This is a genomic window from Stenotrophomonas sp. STEN020 (assembly GCF_056760195.1).
Genome location: NZ_JBRREI010000006.1, coordinates 53,444 through 73,632 on the forward strand (window position 1 = coordinate 53,444; position 20,189 = coordinate 73,632).

The following is a 20,189-nucleotide window of genomic DNA, read 5'->3' on the forward strand; positions in this document are numbered from 1 at the left end:
CTCGGCACTACAGTTTCGTCAGCCTTGTGCCGCTCAGGCGGTCGTGCAGGGTCAGGCGCTCGCGGTCGAACAGCGCCCATATGAAGCCAAATCCGCCCAGCAGCAGCGATAGCGTCGCCAACGCATAGCGCTTCCACAGCAGGGCCCGGCTGGGGGCTTGCCCGTCAGTAGTCTGCAAGCGTAGCCGCCACGGGCGCATGCCCAGGGTCTGCCCGCCGCGCTTCCAGCTCTCGGTGGCGTAGAGCCCGGCAATCAGCCAGCAGCTCAGCCATAACAGCCATTGCAGGGCACTGAACGGGTGGATGTTGTCGCGGCTGGCATGCCCGGCCAGCGCGTAGCCGACGGTGAACAGCGTCGAGACCAGCATCCACAGCGCCAACACCGGCCACAGGTCGTAGAACAGCGCGGCCAGGCGGCGCAGCAGCAACGCGGAGGGGCGGGGCGATTCGGCAAGGGCGGGTGTGCTCATGGGCTGAGCATACGGTCTGTGCTGGCGCGCGTGCATGGGCAGTGTTGGATGCAGGGCTTATCCTTGCGCCAATGTCCGCGTCCCTGACCCCCGCCGAACGCCGCCAACTGGTGCAGCAATTGCCGCCGTTGCGCGATGCTGATGACCGTTTGATTCAGCGTTTTCTGGATGCGATCTGGGCTGAGAACGGCTTGGCCCGGGCTTCGCTGGAGAGTTATCGGCGCGATCTGGAAGGCTTGTCGCGCTGGCGCGATGGCGCCAACGACGGCCTGGCTGGGATTGATCGAGCGGGCCTGTTTGATTACTTGGCCTGGCGCACCCGCCACGGCTGGACCGCGCGCAGCAATGCGCGTCTGCTGTCGGTGTTGCGCGCTTTCTTCGCGCAGGCACTCAAGCGTGGCGAACGGAGTGAGGATCCTGCCGCGCTGCTGGAGTCGCCCAAGCTGCCGCGTTCGCTGCCCAAGGCTTTGGCCGAAAGCCAGATCGAGGCGCTGTTGGCAGCGCCAGACACTGAAAGCCCGGTCGGCCTGCGCGACCGTGCGATGCTGGAGCTGATGTACGCCGCTGGCCTGCGCGTCAGTGAGCTGGTCAACCTGCCGGCCAATGCGGTCAACCTGCGCCAGGGTGTGCTGCGGGTGACCGGCAAGGGCAGCAAGGAGCGGCTGGTGCCGTTGGGCGAGGAATCGCAGTACTGGCTGGAGCGCTATCTGGCCACGGCAAGGCCACAGCTCACGGGAGGCAAGCCGGTTGCGGCTACGTTGGCGGGGCAGGTGCCATTGTTTGTCGACATCGACCGTACCCCGTTGAGCCGGCAGCAATTCTGGGCACTGGTAAAAGCCAGCGCGGCGATGGCCGGTATCGACCCGGGCAAGATCAGTCCGCACGGCTTGCGGCACAGCTTTGCCACCCATCTGCTCAACCACGGCGCCGACCTGCGCGCGCTGCAGATGCTGCTTGGTCACAGCTCGTTGTCCACCACCCAGATCTACACCCTGGTAGCCCGTGAACACCTGCAGAAATTGCACCGTAAGCACCATCCGCGCGGGTGATGCGCCCAGCTTTGTAGGAGCGGCGTAAGCCGCGAAGCCGCTGGATTGTCAGATAGAGAGCTGACATGCGCCGCCAAAAGCCTGCGGGAGTGGCATCAGCCGCGAAGCAGGTGGGCCATGAGATTGCAGTTGGTATCTGCGTTCAGGCATTCCTGGCTTCGCGGCCGCCGCCGCTCCTACAAGCCAGCGCCGCCCCTGCACGGCGGGTGTGCGAGAATCCCGCTGTTCTCTATCGATGGGTCGCCATGTTCCGATTTGCCATTGCCGCGCTGTTTGGCGCGCTCAGCCTTACCGCCTGCGCACAACAGCCCGCAGCACCCAAAGCAGCTGCCAGTGCCGTTGCCTCGCCGGCCGATGCCGCAGTCGAGAAGCAGGTGCGCGATGCCCTCAAGCAGCTTGATCCCAACCTCAAACCGGAATATATCGGCGCGGCACCGTTTGCAGGTTTCCGTGAGGTGCTGGTGTCCGGGCAGGTGCTGTACGTGACCGATGACGGTCGCTATCTGCTGCAGGGCACGCCGTACGACATCGAGAAAAAGGCCCAGGCCACGAGCACCGGCCTGCTGACTTACCGCCGCAACCTGCTGTCATCGCTGCCGCATGCCGACCGCATTGTGTTTGCCCCGCCGAATGCAAAGCACACGATCAGCGTGTTCACGGATATCGAGTGCGGCTACTGCCGCAAGCTGCACCAGGACATCGCCGAGCTGAATCGCAACGGCATCGCCGTCGAGTACCTGGCGTTCCCGCGCATGGGCCTGGCCAGCAAGGACGCCACCGACATGATCTCGGTCTGGTGTGCCAGTGACCGCAAGGCCGCGCTGACCGCTGCCAAGTCCGGCCAGCCGGTGCCGTCCAGGAACTGCACCAACCCGGTGGCCATGCAGTACAACCTGGGCCAGCAGCTGGGCATCAACGGTACCCCGGCGATTTTTGCCGCTGACGGCACTCAGCTTGGTGGCTACCTGCCGCCGGCACAGCTGAAGGCCACGCTGGATCGCATGGAAGGCGGCGGTCGCTGATAGCGATACGCGGCAAGGCTTGAACAGACAACGCCCCTCCCGGTGACGCGAGGGGCGTTGTCGTTTTGGCGGTTAGTTACTCACTTCAGCCCGTTGCTGACGCTGTTGACCAGCGTGCCCTGAGCATCGTCACCGCTGAATTCCCAGAAGAACGCACCGCCCAACCCCTGGGCTTTGACGTAGGCCATTTTGCGGCCAAGCATCTCCGGTGTGTCCACGCTCCAGAAGGTGTTGCCGTCATACAGCCAGGTGGCCTGCGCGAGGGGGTCGGTGTACACCGGCCAGCCGAGGTTCTTGAGCATCTTCCAATCCTCGATGCCGGCCTCGTATTTGCCAGGTGCTGGTCGCCCGTTCTGGTACAGACCATTGTTGGTACGCGCCACCTTGGTCCAGCCACGCCCATAGAAGCCGACGCCCAGGTTCAACTTGGCGGCAGGTACGCCGCGTTGCAGATAGGCCTCGATGGCATCGTTGCTGTTGTACAGCGCGGCGTCACCGGTTGAAGGATCTGCCGGGGAGTGGAACAGGGCGGTGTGGTGGTTGGTGGTGCCGGCCCAGGCGCCATGGAAGTCGTAAGTCATCACATTGATGAAATCCAGATGGCGGTGATAGGCGGCAGGATCGGTTGGACGGATCTTGTCGATGCCGGCTCCCACCGCCACGGTCAGCAGCAGCCCAGGGCGCATCGCATCCAGCTGGCGGCGGAACTCGGCCAGCAAGGCGGTGAAGTTGTCGCGATCCGCCGGTGTGCCGCAGTCCAGGCCACAGGCGGCCGGGTACTCCCAATCGATGTCGACGCCATCGAACACGCCTGCAGCTACACCTTTGCCGCCGGCATGATCGGTAAACGGCAGATTGCCCTTGATGTAGGCATCAATGCAGGAGGCGACAAAGGCCTGGCGGTTCTCCGGGCGTGCGGCACTGGAGAAACCGCGTGACCAAGTCCAACCACCGAGCGAGATCAGCGTCTTGAGCTGTGGGTGCTTGGCCTTGAGCTGCTTGAGCTGGTTCCAGTTGCCGCGCAGCGGCTGGTTCCACTGGTCGGCGACACCGCTGACGCTTTCGCTGGCGCCAAAGCTGCGGGTGTAATCGGCATAGGCATCGCCGCCAGCGCCGCTGGCCGGATCGGCGGCCTGGGTGATGCCGACCTCGCAGCGGTTGTTGCGGACGTTGCCGAAGGCGTAGTTGATATGGGTCAGGCGCGCCGCCGAACCGCTGCTGTCGATGTTCTTGACCCGGTAATTGCGGTCATAAATGCCCCATTGGGTGAAGTAGCCGATCACCCGCTTGCTGCCGTTGCTCGGAGTGCCCGGTTCTTCAGGGTCGCCGCCGCTGTCCTCGGCGAGGGTGCTGGCGCTGAGGATTGGGCTGAGTGCCGAGGCGTTGCCTGCCTTGTCGCGGGAGCGTACGGCATAGCGATAGCTGGTAGCTGGGGTCAGCGCGGTGTCGGTATGCGGGGTGCTCGCAATCGAGGCGATCTGCATGCCGTCGCGGTACAGGTCATGGGCGGCGATGCCGCTGCCGCCGGGATTGTCGCTGGCGGCGTTCCAGCGCAACGCAATGCTGGTGGGAGTGCGCGCCTGCACGCTGAGCCCGTCCGGGATCGAGGGTGCGCTGCTGTCCTTGTCCGGCGCGATGACAGTCACGCTGACCGTGGCCGAGGTGGTGCTGGCATTGCGGCCATCGGTGGCGATCGCGCTGAGCAGATGGTTGCCGGCGGCGGCGTTATGCCAGGCGAGGCTGTAAGGGGGGCTGCTGACGCTGCCCACGGAGTGGCCGTTGCGGAAGAACTCGACCTTGCGGATGCTGCCGTCGCTGTCGGTCGCAGCAGCATTGAAGGTGATGGTGCTGCCGGCGCTGAACGTGCTGCCCGCGCTGGGTGAGGTCAGGCGGACCTGCGGCGGCTGGTTGGCGGTCGGTGCGCCGTCATCGCAGCGGCCCAGGTTGTCGTAGTAGCGGCGGCCAGCGGGATGGTCCGGTGGTGCGTTCCAGATGGTCTGGCGTGCCTGGTACAGCATGCCGTCCTTTTGCAGAGGGTCGCCGGGCTGGTAGATGGTGGTTCCCAGCCAGGGCTTTATCCCTGCGCAGTTGGCCGCCTGGGCAGCGGGTAGGACGCTGGCTGACGCGAATGCCAGGGCTAGTGTGCCGCCCAGTTGCGCGCTGCGGCGGTGCTGGCGGGTGTGTCGGGGCCTTACAGGGCCTGTGGGATGGTCCGTCATGGCGGGTCTCCTCTGCGGTTGGGCGGTGCTTGTGCGGTGTTTTCGGGGCACGCCTCCGGCAAGGCGGGCGCGCTTGCGCCCGGCCTTGGGACGGCGGGAATGCTTGCTGGGCCCGGATCTGGGCCGCTGAACCGGCACGCTGGTGCCGACCGATTGAGGATAACGTTGTCAAAATAAGTGGCGCGGTTTGCCCCGCGCGGCAGGCTGTCGGTGTGAACCGCGTCAAGCCTGAGGACTTCCAGTAGCCCGGGTGCTGAGGCTTGGGGCGGCCGAGTCCGGTACAATCGCGGGCCGATTCCCACCATGGTCTCCCGGACATGATCGTCCTCGAGGGCGCAGCTGCCCTTTCGCCGTTCCGCCGCGAACGTCTTGAATCCCGCCTGCAGTCCATTGCCGCCGATCTGCGCATCACCGGTGCCTGGCACGTCTATTTCACCCAGGCTGCCGATGCCGGCGCGGTCGACCAGACCACGCTGGGCCGCATCCTGCAGGGCCAGCCACAAGCTGCCGAACGCGCTGATGGGGCAATCTCACGCTTCGTGGTGCCGCGCCTGGGCACGCTGTCGCCGTGGTCGAGCAAGGCCACCGAGCTGGTACGCGGTGCTGGTCTGCCGATCCAGCGCGTCGAACGCGGTACCCGCATCGACCTGAGCGGCTGGCCGACTGATCCGGTGCAGCAGGCCGCACTGGCCAAGCTGCTGCACGACCCGATGACCCAGTCGCTTCTGGAAGACATCGGCCAGGCGCAGGCGCTGTTCAACAACGTCGGCCGCGGCAGCCTGGAGCGCATCGCCCTGGACGACCTGGAAGGTGCCAACAAGCGCCTCGGTCTGGCCCTGGCCGATGACGAGATCGATTACCTGCGTCAGCGTTACAGCGAACTCGGCCGTGATCCGTCCGACGTCGAATTGATGATGTTCGCGCAGGCCAATTCCGAGCATTGCCGACACAAGATCTTCAATGCCAGCTGGACCATCGATGGCAACGAGCAGGAGCGCTCGCTGTTCAAGATGATCAAGAACACCCACCAGCAGACCCCGCAGCACACGCTCAGCGCGTACAGCGACAATGCCGCGGTGATCGAAGGCGAACCGGCCGCGCGTTATCGCCCAGACCCGGCCACCGGCAAATACCGCAGCGAAGCGGTGGTGCCCAGCGCCTTCCAGATCAAGGTGGAAACGCATAACCACCCGACCGCGATCGCGCCGTTCCCGGGTGCCGCGACCGGTGCCGGCGGTGAAATCCGCGACGAAGGTGCCACTGGCCGTGGCGGCAAGCCCAAGGCTGGCCTGACCGGCTTCTCGGTCTCGCATCTGCGTATCCCGACCCTGCCGCAGCCGTGGGAGGCGCCGCGCGCGCTGAACCCGCGCATGGCACCGGCCCTGGACATCATGCTCGATGGCCCGCTCGGCGGCGCTGCGTTCAACAACGAGTTCGGTCGTCCGAACCTGCTCGGTTACTTCCGCAGCTTCGAACTGCCGGAAGACGGCATCACCCGCGCCTACGACAAGCCGATCATGTTGGCTGGTGGCCTGGGCGCGATTGATCGCGTGCAGGTCGACAAGCTGCAGCTGCAGGCTGGCGACGCGGTGATCGTGCTCGGTGGCCCGGCCATGTTGATCGGCCTGGGCGGTGGTGCGGCTTCGTCGGTGGCCTCGGGCGAGAGCGCCGAAGACCTCGACTTCGCCAGCGTGCAGCGCGACAACCCGGAAATGGAACGCCGCTGCCAGGAAGTGATCGACCGTTGCGTGGCCATGGGCAGCAACAACCCGATCAAGTTCTTCCACGACGTCGGCGCCGGTGGCCTGTCCAACGCCATCCCCGAGCTGCTGCACGACTCCAATGTCGGCGGCGTGATCGACCTGGGCAAGGTGCCCACAGACGATCCCTCGCTGTCGCCGCTGGAACTGTGGTGCAACGAGTCGCAGGAACGTTATGTGCTCGGCGTGGCGCAGGAGCGCCTGGCCGAGTTCGCCGCTATCTGTGCGCGCGAACGCTGCCCGTTTGCCGCTGTTGGCGTCGCCACCAGCGAAGAACACCTGGTCGTTGCCTACGGCGCGACCCCGGGCAACACCCCGGCCGATGCACCGATCGACCTGCCGATGGACGTGCTGTTCGGCAAGGCGCCGAAGATGCACCGCGATGCCGTGCATCCGCCGGCACCGCGCTGGCCGTCGCTGAAGACCGCTGGTATCGATCTGCATGACGCCGGTCTGCGTGTACTTGCACACCCGACCGTCGCATCGAAGAGCTTCCTGGTCACCATCGGTGACCGCAGCGTGGGTGGTCTGACCGCGCGCGAGCAGATGATCGGGCCGTGGCAGCTGCCGATGGCAGACGTTGCGATCACTCTGGCTGGGTTTGATACCTATGCCGGTGAAGCAATGTCGCTGGGCGAGCGTACCCCGCTGGCACTGTTGAACGCCGCTGCATCGGCGCGCATGGCGGTGGGCGAAGCCATCACCAACCTGTGCGCTGCACCGGTAACCGCGCTGGATACGGTCAAGCTCTCCGCCAACTGGATGGCCGCCTGCGGCCACAACGGCGAAGACGCGCTGCTGTATGACGCAGTAAAGGCCGTCGGCATGGAGCTGTGCCCGCAGCTGGATATCAGCATCCCGGTGGGCAAGGACTCGCTGTCGATGCAGGCGCAGTGGCAGGCCGATGGCCAGGCCGAGAAGTCGGTGTCGCCGGTATCGCTGGTGATCACCGCGTTCGCGCCGGTCAGCGATGCCCGTCAGCAGCTGACCCCGCTGCTCGACCGCGAGACCGAAAGCGAGCTGTGGTTGATTGGCTTGGGCGCTGGCAAGCAGCGTCTGGGCGGTTCGATCCTGGCGCAGACCCAGGCCGATCACAGCGCGTTGCCGGCGTTCGCCGGCGAGGTACCGGATCTGGATGACCCGCAGCGCCTGCGTGCGTTCTTTGAACTGATCTGCGATGCACGTGAGTCGGGCCTGTTGCTGGCCTACCACGACCGCAGCGACGGCGGCGCGTTCGCCGCACTGTGCGAAATGGCATTCGCCTCGCGCATGGGCCTGGACATCGTGCTTGATGCCTGGGGCGACGATCCGTTCCGCAGCCTGTTCAACGAAGAACTGGGCGCCGTGGTGCAGATCGCCAAGGAAGACCGCGCCGCGTTCGCCGATCTGGTCGAGCGTCATGCGCTGACCGAATGCGCGCAGCGCATCGCCCGCCCGACCACCGCACCGGTGGTGCGCGTGCAGCTGGCCGGCGATAGCGTGGTGGAATGGCGCTGGGAAGAATTGTTCGATGCCTGGTGGTCGGTCACCCACGCCATGCAGAAGTTGCGTGACAACCCGGATGCGGCCGATCAGGAGCGCGCGATTGCACGCAACTTCAACGCGCCGGGCTTGAAGCCGAAGCTGGCATTTGATCCGGCCGACGACGTCGCTGCACCGTTCATCGCCAGCGGCGCACGGCCGAAGGTGGCGATCCTGCGCGAGCAGGGCGTCAATGGCCAGATCGAAATGGCCAACATCTTCGAGCGCGTTGGCTTCGACGCCTACGACGTGCACATGAGCGACCTGATCGAAGGCCGTGTGCAGCTGAGCGACTTCCGCGGCATCGCTGCCTGCGGCGGTTTCAGCTATGGCGACGTGCTGGGTGCGGGCCGTGGTTGGGCAACCTCCATCCTCGAGCGTCCGGCACTGCGTGAGGCCTTCGCGGCCTTCTTCGCCCGCCCGGATACCTTCGCGCTTGGCGTGTGCAATGGTTGCCAGATGATGAGCCAGCTCAAGGACATCATCCCCGGTGCCGAACACTGGCCGAAGTTCCTGCGCAATGCCGGCGAACAGTTCGAAGCACGTACCGCATTGCTGGAGATTGTGGAGTCGCCGTCGATCATGCTGCGTGGCATGGCCGGCTCGCGCCTGCCGGTGGCCGTGGCACACGGCGAAGGCCGTGCCGAGTTCGACAGCGCGGTGGATCAGGCAGCCGCCAGCATCGCGCTACGCTACGTTGATGGTGACGGCCGCGTGGCTACCCAGTACCCGCTCAACCCGAACGGTTCGCCGGACGGCATCACCGGCCTGACCACGATCGATGGCCGCGTCACCATCCTGATGCCGCACCCTGAACGCACCCCGCGTACGGTCAACCTGAGCTGGGCACCAAGCAATTGGGGCGAAGATTCGCCGTGGCTGCGGATGTTCCGCAACGCACGGGTGTGGTGCGGCTGAACAGGCGAAGCCGCTGCCGTACATTGAAGTTTGAAGAAGCCCCCAGGCGAACGCCTGCGGGCTTCTGCGTTGTGGAGCTTCGATTCGTGTCCGGCTGCCCGGCTGTGTACGAACGCAGGAGTGCGGAGCGCTTCGGCGGCGGATGCATTTGATGTCCCCAGGCATTGGCATTCCGCGCTTGGTTGGATCCATCGCGTACGTGACTGTGAGGCTCCAATTCGTTGAGTCTGCGCGGAATACCTCGAGTCTCTGTCAGCAAAGTCCGTCAGCAAACCGACGCTTCCGCGAGATGCGTTTGCTCTCCTGCTGGCGCAATTGGCTTTGTTGCAATGCAACTTTTCCCTGGCTTTAAGGAAGATGAACTCGTTTGCTAGATGGATGAGGCGAAATCAGTCAAACGCCCATAGCCCAAGGCCTGCAGGAAACTTAACGCCTTCATTTTCTGGGGGGCGAAATTGTTGCCCCGCAAGCGTGGTCGGGACTAGGCAACTGTTTCAGAAGAAATTTTTCCAAAGATCTCACCAAGATGAGAGATTTGAGTTATTCCTCACAAAATTGGTTCTTTAGCCAAAGATTTGACGAATCATGAATCGTCGATTAAGACTCCATCCATCCCGTAGTCACCCGACAGGTATGGAACAAGGGGGGTAGACCGCGACAGGCGTGAGCCTCACGTGCCCAGCTGTATCGGGACCGGGACCACAACACCACAGGGGGATCGTTGGGCACACCAGTCCAGCGATGGGGTTTTCTGCAAGCGAAAAAACCCGTCCACTTGAGGAGCAGCAGCGATGAACCGGATCTACCGCAAGGTATGGAACAAGGCATTGGGGCAGTTGGTGGTGGCGTCGGAGTTGGCATCGTCCAGCTCGGCCGGTGTGGTCATGGATGAGCGGCATAGCGCCGGGTTGCGCCTGCAAGCCTTGTCGGTTGCCGTTGCGTTGGGTTTAGGAGCAGGTGCCTGGGTAACGCCCGCACAGGCACAGTCGGTGGAAGTGGGTGGTAACGCGCAATGTCTGGTAGTGGGCAGTGCCACCTTGGTGGATTGCGCCATCGCCAATAGTGCAGATGCCTCGGGCGCCAACGCGGTTGCCATTGGTGCGGGCACGGTGGCTTCGGCCGCAGGCAGTGTGGCGTTGGGCGCCGGCTCCATCGCCGATCGCGCCAACACAGTATCGGTAGGTTCGGCCGGAAACGAGCGGCAAATCAGCAATGTCGCCGCTGGTACCGCCGGTACCGATGCGGTGAACCTCGATCAACTCAATGCAGCTGCAGACGGTGCGTTGCTGGCCGGCCGCTACTTCAAGGCCAACGGCGCTGCCGATGGCAGTGATGATGCAGTGGCCAGTGGCCAAGGTGCGATGGCTGCAGGTGTTGGCTCACTGGCAAGCGGCGCGGAAAGCACCGCGGTGGGCAGCTACAACGTGGCCGCTGGCGACTACTCCAGCGCGGTTGGTTACGTAAACACCGCCAACGGCGAGAACAGTTCGGCAGTCGGCAATTTCAACCAGGTTGATGGCGCCAACAGCAGTGCCTTCGGCTCCGGCAATCTGGTGGATGGTGCCAATGCGATTGCGCTGGGTAGCAACAGCATCGCCAGTGGCGAAGGCAGTGTGGTGATTGGTGATGGCGCCTATGCGGCAGCCGATGACGCCACCGCCGTGGGTTCACGCAGTGTGGCCAGCGAGCAGGGCAGCACGGCCGTTGGCAGTGATGCTGAAGCCTCGGGTGCCTTTGCAACTGCGCAGGGTAGCCAAGCGCTCGCCTCCGGGCAGCAGGCAACGGCCAACGGTTTCCGTGCCGATGCCAGCGGTCGCGGCACCACCGCGCTTGGCGCCTATAGCTCAGCCTCCGGTGACCTCGCTTCGGCCGTGGGTTATGGCGCAGATGCCAGCGGCGACTATGGCGTTGCGATGGGCCTGGGCGCTTCCGCATCGGCGACCAGCACCACCGCGGTAGGCGAATCGGCGATCGCTTCAGGCGAAGAATCCACCGCGGTTGGCGGCACCACTTTCGGTGGCTTCATCAGCACCGAGGCGTCGGGCACCGGCGCGTCGGCATTCGGCAATGGCGCGTGGGCGATAGGTGAGTACGCCACCGCGATTGGCTTCAACAGCTGGGCCGATGCTGACAACTCCACCGCGCTTGGCCAGAGCGCCACCGCGGCAGCGGTCAACAGCGTCGCCATCGGTGCAAATTCCTGGGCCGATCGCGAGAACAGCGTGTCGGTGGGGGATGTAGGCAGCGAACGGCAGATCACCAATGTCGCTGCCGGTACCGAAGACACCGACGCGGTGAATAAATCGCAGCTGGACGAGGTCGCAGCGGTCGCTGAAAACACCAGCAAATACTTCACCGCAACGGGTAGCGTCGACAGTGATGCCGGTGCGTATGCGGAAGGTGATGCGGCGACGGCGGCGGGTGAAGCCAGCAATGCGATCGGCAATGGCGCGTCGGCCTATGGCAACGGTGCCAATGCTGTCGCCAACGGTGCAACCGCAGTCGGCATGAACGCCCTGGCCACGGGCCAGAACAGCGCTGCCTTCGGCCAGAACGCCGAAGCCACCGGCCCGGCAGCGGTAGCCGTCGGCGGCAATGCAGTGGATGCCGATGGCAATCCCTTGATCACCTTTGGCGGACAGCCGGTAACGACAGGTGCGACCAGCGCCGGTCTCGGCGGTACCGCCCTTGGTGCCAGCGCCAGCGCGGAAGGCTTCGCCGCCACCGCCGCCGGTCTCGGCGCCTTCGCGCAGGGCGCGCAGTCCTCCGCATTTGGTGCGGTAGCCAATGCAACCGGCGACTACAGCACGTCGGTAGGTAGCCAGAGTGCGGCATCGGGCACCAGCAGCGTCGCGGTCGGTGGTCCGATCGATCTCATTCCGGGGCTGGGCTTCTTCGTTGATACACAGGCCAGTGGCGAAGCGTCCACGGCGCTGGGTGCTGGCGCAATTGCCTCCGGGGATTACGCGCTGGCATCAGGCGCATTGAGCGAAGCCGCAGGGGCAGAAAGCACCGCTGTCGGCTACTTCGCCTATGCGGCCGGCGACAACGCCAGTGCGCTGGGTGCGGAGAGTTGGGCCAGCGGCGCCAACAGCACGGCGGTAGGCTTCTACAGCACCAGCCTTGGCGCAGACAGCACCGCGCTGGGCGCAAACGCCACCGCCACCGCCAACGCCACCAACAGTGTTGCCTTGGGCGCGAACTCGCTGGCGGACCGTGCCAACAGCGTGTCGGTTGGGGCCGAAGGCGCCGAGCGCCAGATCACCAATGTCGCCGCGGGTACCGAAGGTACCGATGCGGTGAATGTGGACCAGCTCACTGCCGTCGCTGATGGCGCGGAGTTGACCGCGCGTTACTTCAAGGCCAACGGCGCAGCCGATGGCAGCGACGACGCGGTCGCCAGCGGCGATGGTGCAACCGCTGCCGGTGTGGGATCGCTGGCCAGCGGTGCGCAGAGCACAGCGGTGGGTAGCTACAACGTCGCCGCCGGTGATTACTCCAGCGCGGTCGGTTACGTGAACACCGCCAATGGCACGAACAGCTCGGCGGTAGGCAACTTCAACCAGGTGGATGGCGAGAACAGCAGTGCGTTCGGCATGGCCAATCTGGTCGATGGTGCCAATGCAATCGCCTTGGGCAGCAATAGTGTCGCCAGCGGTGACGGCAGCGTGGTGATCGGCGATGGCGCCTTGGCTGATGCAGACGATGCAGTTGCGATTGGCTCCGGAAGCGTCGCCAGTGGCGACAGCAGCAGCGCCGTGGGTGCGGGTGCAGAGGCCTCGGGCGCATTCGCTACAGCGCAGGGTGCGCAGTCGGTCGCATCCGGTCAGCAGGCATTGGCCAGCGGCTTCCGTGCCGAGGCCAGTGGTCGCGGCACCACGGCGGTAGGCAGCTATGCCGTTGCCTCCGGCGACCTCGCCTCGGCGGTGGGGTATGGCGCACAGGCCAGTGGTGATTACGGCGTTGCGATGGGTCTGGCTGCAGAGGCATCCGGCGCCAGTACCACCGCAGTGGGTGAATCGGCGATTGCATCGGGTGAGGAGTCGACCGCCGTTGGCGGTACCACCTACGGCGGCTTGATCAGTACCGAGGCCTCGGGTACCGGCGCTGCGGCATTCGGCAATGGCGCCTGGGCCTTGGGCGAGTACGCAACGGCGATTGGTTTCAACAGTTGGGCCGATGCGGACAACTCCACCGCACTGGGCCAAAGCGCGGTGGCTGAAGCGGTCAACAGTGTCGCCATCGGTGCCAACTCCTGGGCCGATCGTGAGAATAGTGTGTCGGTGGGTGATGTAGGCAGCGAGCGCCAGATCACCAATGTCGCCGCGGGCACGGAAGGCACCGATGCGGTCAACAAGAACCAGCTGGATGAAGTGGCTGCCGTGGCCGGCAACACCAGCAAGTACTTTACCGCCACCGGCAGCGCCGACAGCGATGCCGGCGCCTATGCAGAGGGTGACAACGCCACTGCCGCCGGTGAAGCCACCAATGCGATTGGCAATGGCGCATCGGCCTTCGGCAGCGGTGCCAATGCTGTGGCTGATGGTGCAACCGCAGTCGGCATGAACGCCTTGGCCAGCGGCCAGAACGCAGCCGCGTTCGGCCAGAACGCGCAGGCAATGGGTCCTGGTGCGGTGGCCGTGGGTGGCAACGCGGTGGATGCGAACGGTGATCCGCTGATCAATGTGGGCGGTGCGCCGGTGCAGACCGGTGCCACCAGTGCCGGTGTCGGCGGAACCGCGCTGGGTGCCAGTGCCAATGCCGAGGGCTTTGCCGCCACCGCAACCGGTGTTGGTGCTTATGCCAAGGGTGATCAGTCCACCGCCAGCGGTGCGGTGGCCAACGCGCTCGGCAATTACAGCACCGCGACCGGCTCGCAGAGCTATGCCGAAGGTGCAGGTACCACCGCGGTCGGCTACAACGCGGCAGCCTATGAAGATGGCAACGTTGCAGTCGGTCGCAATGCGTCGGCCTTGGGCGCGGGCAGTCTGGCGATCGGTGATGGTGCCGAAACCGGTTTTGGTTTGTTCGGTATCGGCGCGACCAATGCGGTAGCGATCGGCAGCGGCAGCTGGGCCTTCGGTGACGATGCAACCGCAGTTGGCGCCAACGCCTGGGCCTTCGGTCAGCAGAGCACCGCCATCGGCACCGGCGCCGAAGCAGGTTCCACCAACTCGGTGGCACTGGGCGCAGGCTCGATAGCTGGCCGCGACAATACGGTGTCGGTGGGCGATGTGGGTGCCGAACGGCAGATCACCAATGTGGCTGCCGGTACCGAAGGCACTGACGCGGTCAATCTGGATCAGCTCAATACCGCAGCCGAAGGAGCACTGCTGGCCGGGCGTTACTTCAAGGCAAACGGCGCGGCCGACGGCAGTGACGACGCGGTCGCCAGCGGTGACGGCGCAACCGCCGCCGGTGTTGGCTCGGAGGCCTCCGGTGCACAGAGCACCGCAGTGGGCAGCTACAACGTTGCCGCCGGTGATTACTCCAGCGCCGTCGGCTATGTGAATACTGCCAACGGCAGCAACAGTTCGGCGTTCGGTAACTTCAACCAGGTGGACGGTGCCAACAGCAGCGCGTTTGGCTTCGCCAATCTGGTTGATGGCGACAATGCGATTGCCTTGGGCAGCAACAGTGTGGCCAGCGGTGAAAGCGCCATCGTAATCGGCAACGGCGCCAGTGCCTTGGCCAGCGGTGCTGCAGCAATCGGTATGAATGCAGTGGCCAGTGGCCAGAACGCAGCGGCCTTCGGCCAGAACGCACAGGCCGCCGGCCCGGGTGCGGTGGCGGTAGGCGGTAATGCCGTAGATGAAAATGGCGATCCGCTGATCACCTCCAATGGCCAGCCGGTGCAGACCGGTGCCACCAGTGCCGGTGTCGGTGGCACCGCGCTCGGTGCCAGTGCCAATGCAGCAGGCTTCGCCGCCACTGCAACCGGTGTCGGTGCATGGGCGCAGGGTGATCAGTCCACTGCCAGTGGTGCGGTTGCCAATGCCGTTGGCGACTTCAGTACCGCCAGCGGTTCGCAGTCGTATGCGGAAGGTGCGGGAACCACCGCCGTCGGCTACAACGCAGCTGCTTATGAGGACGGCAATGTTGCCGTCGGTCGCAACGCTTCTGCATTGGGTGAAGGCAGCCTGGCGATCGGTGATGGTGCCGAAACCGGCTTTGGTTTGTTCGGTATCGGCGCGACCAATGCCGTCGCCATTGGCAGCGGCAGCTGGGCCTTCGGTGACGATGCAACCGCGGTTGGCGCCAATGCCTGGGCCTTCGGTCAGCAGAGCACGGCGATTGGAACGGGAGCGGAGGCCGGTGCCACCAACTCGGTGGCGCTGGGTGCGGGTTCGATTGCCGGGCGCGACAACACGGTGTCGGTAGGTGACGTGGGTGCCGAACGGCAGATCACCAACGTGGCGGCCGGTACCGAGGGCACCGATGCCGTCAACAAGGACCAGCTCGATGAAGTGGCGGCGGTAGCCGCGGAAGGGCAAACCACGGCCAAGTACTTCAAGGCCACCGGCAGTGCCGACAGTGATGCCGGTGCCTATGCCGAAGGTGACAACGCAACGGCCTCGGGCGAGGCGACCAATGCCATCGGCAATGGTGCATCTGCCTTCGGCAGCGGTGCCAATGCGCTGGCTGATGGTGCAACGGCAGTCGGCATGAATGCCTTGGCCAGCGGCCAGAACGCAGCCGCGTTCGGCCAGAACGCGCAGGCGATGGGTCCGGGTGCGGTGGCTGTCGGTGGCAATGCGGTGGATGCCAACGGTGATCCGCTGATCAATGTGGGTGGTGCACCGGTGCAGACCGGTGCGACCAGTGCCGGGGTCGGCGGTACTGCGTTGGGTGCCAGTGCCAATGCCGAGGGCTTCGCTGCTACCGCAACCGGTGTCGGTGCCTATGCAAAGGGTGACCAGTCCACCGCCAGCGGTGCGGTTGCCAATGCGCTTGGCAACTACAGCACCGCGACCGGTTCGCAGAGCTATGCCGAAGGTGCGGGCACTACGGCAGTTGGCTACAACGCAGCCGCCTATGAAGATGGCAACGTTGCGGTCGGCCGCAATGCCTCAGCTCTTGGCGAGGGTAGTCTGGCGATTGGTGATGGTGCCGAGACCGGCTTTGGCTTCTTCGGCATTGGCGCGACCAATGCGGTAGCCATTGGCAGCGGCAGCTGGGCGTTTGGCGATGACGCAACTGCAGTCGGAGCCAATGCCTGGGCAGTTGGCCAACGCACCACCGCGATTGGCATGGGCAGTGAGGCCAGTGGTGAGAACGCGGTGGCCTTGGGTGCCGGTTCGGTGGCCAGTCGTGATAACGCGGTGTCGGTTGGCGATGTAGGCGCGGAGCGTCAGATCACCAACGTCGCTGCCGGTACCGAAGCAACCGATGCGGTCAACAAGTCGCAGCTGGATGCCGTGGCTGGCGTTGCCGGGGAGACCAACAAGTACTTCCGGGCGACCGGCGATGGCGTGGCTACTGCCAGTGGTACCAATGCAGTCGCTTCGGGCTCGGCGGCACTTGCCAGTGCCGAGCGCAGCACCGCGTTGGGTGCTTCCAGCACCGCCAGTGCCAATGGGGCAACTGCGGTGGGTGCGGATGCCGCCGCGAAGGCCAGCAACAGCACTGCACTCGGCCGCCAGACCTCGATCACCGCGGTCAACGGTGTCGCCATCGGCTACGGCGCGTTCGCCAGCAACGGCGCGAACAGCGTCGCAATCGGTGCCAATGCTGGCGTCTCCGGCGCCAATTCAGTGGCCTTGGGTTCGGGTTCGCGTGCGGTGGAGGCCAATGTGGTGTCGGTGGGCGGTGGCAACGGGACCAATGGACCGGCAACCCGTCGCATCGTCAATGTCGGTGCTGGGCGTATCGCCGAAGGCAGCAGCGATGCGGTGACCGGCGGCCAGCTGCATGTCACCAACCAACGTGTCGGTGCGGTGGAAACCCGCGTTACCGACATTGATGGGCGCATCGGCAACATCGAAGGCGTAACCGCCAATGCGGTGACCTACGACGATGCCAGCCGCGACAAGCTGACCCTCGCAGGAGTGCAGGGAACCACGCTGGACAACGTGGCAGCCGGTGCCATCGGCGCTGGCAGCATGCAGGCCATCAACGGCGGGCAGCTGTTCCAGTCGCTGGGCAATATGGCCAGCTTCCTTGGCGGCGGTGCCGGCGTTGGCATGCAGGGCATGTTTGTAGCCCCGACCTATGTCATCCAGGGGGCCAGCTACAACAACGTGGGTGCAGCGTTGTCGGCGCTTGATGGCCAAGTCACTTCCCTAAACAACCGTATCGCCAGTAATGGGAACGGAAACGGAAACGGGAATGGGCATGGCAACGGCAACGGCAACGGCCATGGAAATGGCAACGGCAATGGCAATGGCAATGGCAATGGGCCGCGTGGAGCGGCCGAGACAGCGGCTGCGAGCAGTGGCGTAGCGCTGGGCGAACAGGCCAAGGCCAACAACGTCGCAGGTAGTGCCATCGGTAACAACAGCTATGCACATGGCCCGAACGACACCGCGATAGGCAGCAACTCCCGCGTCAACGCCGACGGCAGCACCGCGGTAGGCGCCAATACCAGCATCGCGGCGGCGGCAACCAATGCGGTGGCGATGGGCGAAGGAGCGACCGTCAGCGTTGCCTCCGGTACGGCGATTGGTCAGGGTTCCAGCGTCACCGCAACCGGTGCTGTCGCCTTGGGGCAGGGGTCGATTGCCGATCGCGCCAACAGCGTGTCGGTCGGCAGCAGCGGCCATGAGCGGCAGATCACCAGCGTTGCCGCTGGCACGCAGGCCACCGATGCGGTCAACAAGGCGCAGTTGGATAGCGGCATCACCGCCGCCAACACCTACACCGATACCAAGTTCAGCAGCATGGCTGACAGCTTCGACATCTTCCGGGGCGATATCGACAAGCGTCTGCGTCATGTCGACCGCCGCCTCGATCGTCAAGGTGCGATGAGCGCGGCGATGTTGAACATGGCCACCAGTGCTGCCGGCGTACGCACGCAGAACCGGGTCGGCGTAGGTGTTGGCTACCAGGGCGGCGAATCGGCGCTGTCCGTTGGCTACCAGCGCGCCATCAGTGACCGCGCCACCGTCACCTTTGGTGGTGCATTCACCAGTGACGACAGCTCGGTGGGCGTGGGCGCCGGTTTCGGCTGGTAAGCGGTTTGGTTTTGCCCCCGCCTGCTGCGGCGGGGGCTTCCGGGTTCATCGCTAGTAGTCGTGCTGCCCCCGCAGTACGACTGTTGCGAGCCAGGACGGCAAAGCGATGCAGCGTTGAGGTTTCATCCCTGTTCTATCAAGACGAGAGATCCGACATGAAGAAGAAGACCCAGCTTGGTTTGGCGATTGCCGGTGCCGTACTGATGGCTTCGATCGGCGTGCCAGCCGCATCTGCTGCAGAAATTGGACCTGCGAAAGTAATTGGCTTGAGTTCGTCCACGGTGGACAGCAGCGGTGGCTATCGGTTCGTGGTGAAGTACCGGGCCGGCACCAGCGAGCTGCGTGATGCGGCCATGCTCAACCGTGGTCTTGGCGCAGCGGCATCGCGTGCCGGCCTGGACCGGGCGGTGGCAAAGACCTCCCGTGCTGCGGCCCAGCCTGCGGTCCAGGCAACGCTGCTGCGGCGCATGGGGGCGCCGGGCTGGAGCGTGGTCAAGACCTCGCGCGCGCTCAATGCACAGGAGGCGGCCAACTTCGTCCGCGAACTCAAGGCCAATCCAGCAGTGGAGCGGGCCGATATTGACCGCATGTATCAACGCATGGCTGACGTTGCGCCGTCGATGGTCCCGACCGACCCCAATTACGCGCAGTACCAGTGGAATTTCTTCAATGCGACCACAGGCGTACGTGCGCCGCAGGCCTGGGATCTCTCGCAGGGCGAGGGTGTGGTGGTGGCGGTGATCGATACCGGCATTGTCCAGGGCAATCCGGACCTGCAGAACAACGTGATTCCCGGCTACGACATGATCAGCGACAAGCGCGTGTCGCGTCGCGACACTGATGCACGCGTGGCCGGTGGCTGGGATATGGGTGATTGGGTCGAAGCCAATTACTGCACCGGCTGGGCGACCGGCGGTTCGCACGCAGCCGACGTCAGTTCCTGGCATGGCAGTCATGTGTCCGGCACGATCGCGCAGGAAACCAATAATGGCAGGGGATTGGCTGGCCTTGCCTACAAAGCCAAGGTAGTGCCGATCCGTGTGCTCGGTTCTTGTGGTGGTTTTGGTAGCGATATTTCCGACGGCATCATCTGGGCTGCAGGTGGTGAAGTGCCTGGTTTGCCACTCAACGCCAATCCTGCTGAAGTGATCAACATGAGTCTGGGCAGTGGTTCTCCCTCGGCCTGTCCGACCGAGTACCAGGACGCCATCGATCTGGCCAACAGCAAGGGCGCCATCGTGGTGGTGGCTGCGGGCAACGACAACGCCAATGCCGCCACCTACACAATGTCTTCGTGCAACAACGTGATCAGCGTCGGTGCCACCGGTATTGCCGGCGGACGTGCCTATTACTCCAATTACGGTCCGCGCGTGGATCTGTCGGCACCGGGCGGTGGTGGTGCAGGCGACGGCAACCCGAACGGTTACATCTGGCAGGTCATCAACGGTGGCAAGCAAGCACCGGAACCGAGCAACTGGATCCTCGGTGGCATGGGCGGCACTTCGATGGCATCGCCGCATGTGGCAGCTGCGGTGGCCATGGTGCAGAGCGTGGTCGATACGCCACTGACCCTGAGCCAGATGCGTGACCTGTTGAAGAAGACCGCCACGCCGTTCCCGGTGGCGATCCCGGCCAGTACCCCTATCGGCGCCGGCATCCTCAACATCAACGCCGCACTGGTAAAGGCGACCACGCCACCATGTGATCCCAACGTGGAGCAATGTGGTCCGGATGCGACACCTTTGGTCAACAAGGTCGCCGTGACTGGTATTGCCGGCAGCAGCGGCAGCGAGGCGGTATACAGCTTCCAGGCCGAGGCCGGCAAGGTGCTGACCTTCATGACCTACGGTGGCAGCGGCGATGTGTCGGTGTATGTCCGCTACGACGCGGTGGCGAGCAGCACTGCATTCGACGCCAAGTCCACCCGTGCCGGCAACAGCGAAACGGTGCGCTTCAACACGCCGCAGGCCGGGACCTACTACGTCACCCTGGTGGGAGCGAGCTCCTATAGCGGCGTGAGTCTGGTCGCCCGTCAGTAATTCTGACTACGGCTGGAGC

At 64.7% G+C, this 20,189-nt stretch carries 7 protein-coding genes; 5 read left to right on the plus strand and 2 right to left on the minus strand.

Annotation, left to right across the window (positions count from 1 at the left end):
- Positions 1-7 precede the first annotated feature (7 nt).
- Entirely contained in the window at positions 8-469 is a 462-nt protein-coding gene (locus tag ACVOLZ_RS04275) for an RDD family protein (RefSeq protein WP_481515187.1), read from the minus strand.
- A 71-nt stretch (positions 470-540) separates the two neighbouring features.
- Between ACVOLZ_RS04275 and xerD the strand changes: the two genes are divergently transcribed.
- Both xerD and ACVOLZ_RS04285 read left to right on the plus strand, forming a co-directional pair.
- On the plus strand, positions 541-1,518 hold the full coding sequence (xerD, locus tag ACVOLZ_RS04280; protein ID WP_481515188.1) for a site-specific tyrosine recombinase XerD: 978 nt from the start codon (positions 541-543) through the stop codon (positions 1,516-1,518).
- Positions 1,519-1,763: 245 nt separating this feature from the next.
- Entirely contained in the window at positions 1,764-2,540 is a 777-nt protein-coding gene (locus tag ACVOLZ_RS04285; RefSeq protein WP_481515189.1) for a DsbC family protein, read from the plus strand.
- Between the two features lie 80 nt (positions 2,541-2,620).
- Here ACVOLZ_RS04285 and ACVOLZ_RS04290 read toward each other — a convergent pair whose 3' ends face one another.
- Entirely contained in the window at positions 2,621-4,759 is a 2,139-nt protein-coding gene (locus tag ACVOLZ_RS04290) for a glycosyl hydrolase family 18 protein (protein ID WP_481515190.1), read from the minus strand.
- A 317-nt stretch (positions 4,760-5,076) separates the two neighbouring features.
- Here ACVOLZ_RS04290 and purL point away from each other — a divergent pair, with 317 nt between their 5' ends.
- The 3 genes from purL to ACVOLZ_RS04305 all read left to right on the plus strand — a co-directional run bounded on the left by purL (position 5,077) and on the right by ACVOLZ_RS04305 (position 20,170).
- Complete coding sequence (gene purL / locus ACVOLZ_RS04295; protein WP_481515191.1) at positions 5,077-8,958, plus strand: phosphoribosylformylglycinamidine synthase; 3,882 nt, start codon at positions 5,077-5,079, stop codon at positions 8,956-8,958.
- 791 nt (positions 8,959-9,749) lie between these two features.
- A complete protein-coding gene (locus tag ACVOLZ_RS04300; protein WP_481515192.1) occupies positions 9,750-18,131 on the plus strand; it encodes an ESPR-type extended signal peptide-containing protein in 8,382 nt (2,793 codons plus the stop codon).
- 155 nt (positions 18,132-18,286) lie between these two features.
- Complete coding sequence (locus ACVOLZ_RS04305; protein ID WP_481515193.1) at positions 18,287-20,170, plus strand: S8 family serine peptidase; 1,884 nt, start codon at positions 18,287-18,289, stop codon at positions 20,168-20,170.
- Positions 20,171-20,189 lie beyond the last annotated feature (19 nt).

Bases quoted from the DNA above. Each gene is read 5' to 3' on its own strand.
- ACVOLZ_RS04290 (WP_481515190.1), bottom strand. From the start codon at position 4,759: ATGACGGACCATCCCACAGGCCCTGTAAGGCCCCGACACACCCGCCAG.
- ACVOLZ_RS04300 (WP_481515192.1), top strand. From the start codon at position 9,750: ATGAACCGGATCTACCGCAAGGTATGGAACAAGGCATTGGGGCAGTTG.
- ACVOLZ_RS04305 (WP_481515193.1), top strand. From the start codon at position 18,287: ATGAAGAAGAAGACCCAGCTTGGTTTGGCGATTGCCGGTGCCGTACTG.
- ACVOLZ_RS04285 (WP_481515189.1), top strand. From the start codon at position 1,764: ATGTTCCGATTTGCCATTGCCGCGCTGTTTGGCGCGCTCAGCCTTACC.
- purL (WP_481515191.1), top strand. From the start codon at position 5,077: ATGATCGTCCTCGAGGGCGCAGCTGCCCTTTCGCCGTTCCGCCGCGAA.
- ACVOLZ_RS04275 (WP_481515187.1), bottom strand. From the start codon at position 469: ATGAGCACACCCGCCCTTGCCGAATCGCCCCGCCCCTCCGCGTTGCTG.
- xerD (WP_481515188.1), top strand. From the start codon at position 541: ATGTCCGCGTCCCTGACCCCCGCCGAACGCCGCCAACTGGTGCAGCAA.